This window comes from Rhodovulum strictum (genome assembly GCF_009649175.1).
Classification (GTDB): Bacteria; Pseudomonadota; Alphaproteobacteria; order Rhodobacterales; family Rhodobacteraceae; genus Rhodovulum; species Rhodovulum strictum.
Genome location: NZ_WJPO01000074.1, coordinates 1 through 1,393 on the forward strand (window position 1 = coordinate 1; position 1,393 = coordinate 1,393).

Genomic DNA, 1,393 nt, shown 5'->3' on the forward strand with positions numbered 1-1,393 from the left:
GGTCGTGTCGCGAATGCTGTGGAAATTCTCTGGCGGCATGCTCCGGGCATGTGAAGGTTCGTGTTCTCAGGCGGCGAGGTCAAGGGGCATCGGCTCGAGGGGCTGAGAGAGGGTCTCCCAGCCGTCGACCTTGCGCATCTGGATCTGGCCGGAGGCGAGCAGCGCCCAGAGCAACATCGGCACGGTCTCGGCGCAAGGCAGCACGGTCTGGGTCTTGATCCGGCGCCGGAACTCCCCGTTCAGTCGCTCGATGGCGTTGGTCGTGCGCGCAGATTTCCATTGCGATGGATCGAGGCGGGTGAAGGTGAACAGGCGATCGCCTGCTTCCTCGAGGCTGTCGGCGACCGCCCGGCACTTCAGGCGCCATTTGCACAGGAAAGCCTTGCGCCTCTTCTCGATCTCGGCCGCGGTGTCGGCGTAGATCATGTCGCGGTAGTCCTCGGTGACCTCGTCCTGCATGTGCTTCGGGGCGTGTGCCAGGAGGTTGCGGTGCTTGTGAACCGTGCAGCGCTGGATCGGCAGGTCCTCGCCCCAAAGCGCCACGAGCGCGGCCTCCAAGCCGGGGGCACCGTCGACGATCACGAATTCGGGCCGCTTCAGGCCGCGCGCATCGAGATCATCAAGGAACTGGCGCCAGGCGGCCGTGCTTTCCCCGCCCATGTTCCGGATCGAAATCAGCACCTTCTGGCCATCGCGTCGGACCCCGATCGCGGCGAGCACCGAGATATTCGTGGCCTTCCTGTCCAGCCGGGTCTTGATCACGGTGCCGTCGAGGATCAGGCGGACGATGTCCTCGTCGACCAGGCTGCGCGCGCACCAGGCGTCCCAGTCCACCTTGACCTTGCGCCAGGCGCGACTGACGACGTCCTTGCTGACGGCGCCCTCGAACAGTCCAAACAGCGCCCGCTTGACCCGCCGGGTGTTCGTTCCGGCGAGATAGACCGCCGCGATGAGGGCTTCGGCCTTCCTCGTCAGCCGCTGGTAACGGGGCAGCGCCTTCGACCGCCATTCCATCACCTTGCCGTCCTCGTCCTCGATCCGGGCGCGCGGCACCCGCACCTTCTCGGTGCCGAAGGTGCCAGTCAGCTGCCGCTCGCGATGCCCGTGGCGATAGCCTTTCGCGGCACCGTCGCCCCGATCGTAGCGCAGGCGGCCGAGAAAGCTGGCCAGCTCCTCCTCGAAAACGGCTTCGATGGTCGCGCGAACGTTGACCCGCAGCCGCTCCTCGATCGGGTCGAACCCGGCGTCTCCGGCCAGTAGCGCAAAGCTCGCAGTGTCGGTATTCTGGTTCATGGCGTGATCTCCCTGGCGGTTGCCGCCGCCGGATGGGTGGGTGGATGTTCACCCGGAGATTACGCCGCCTTCAAATTTCCACCAATTCCGAGACACGACC

1 protein-coding gene is annotated in these 1,393 nt (G+C 65.8%); it reads right to left on the reverse strand.

The window, feature by feature from the left end:
* Positions 1-66: 66 nt before the first annotated feature.
* Positions 67-1,293 (reverse strand): IS256 family transposase, encoded by a 1,227-nt coding sequence (locus tag GH815_RS18660; RefSeq protein WP_153750226.1) that lies wholly within the window; start codon positions 1,291-1,293, stop codon positions 67-69.
* Positions 1,294-1,393: the final 100 nt, after the last annotated feature.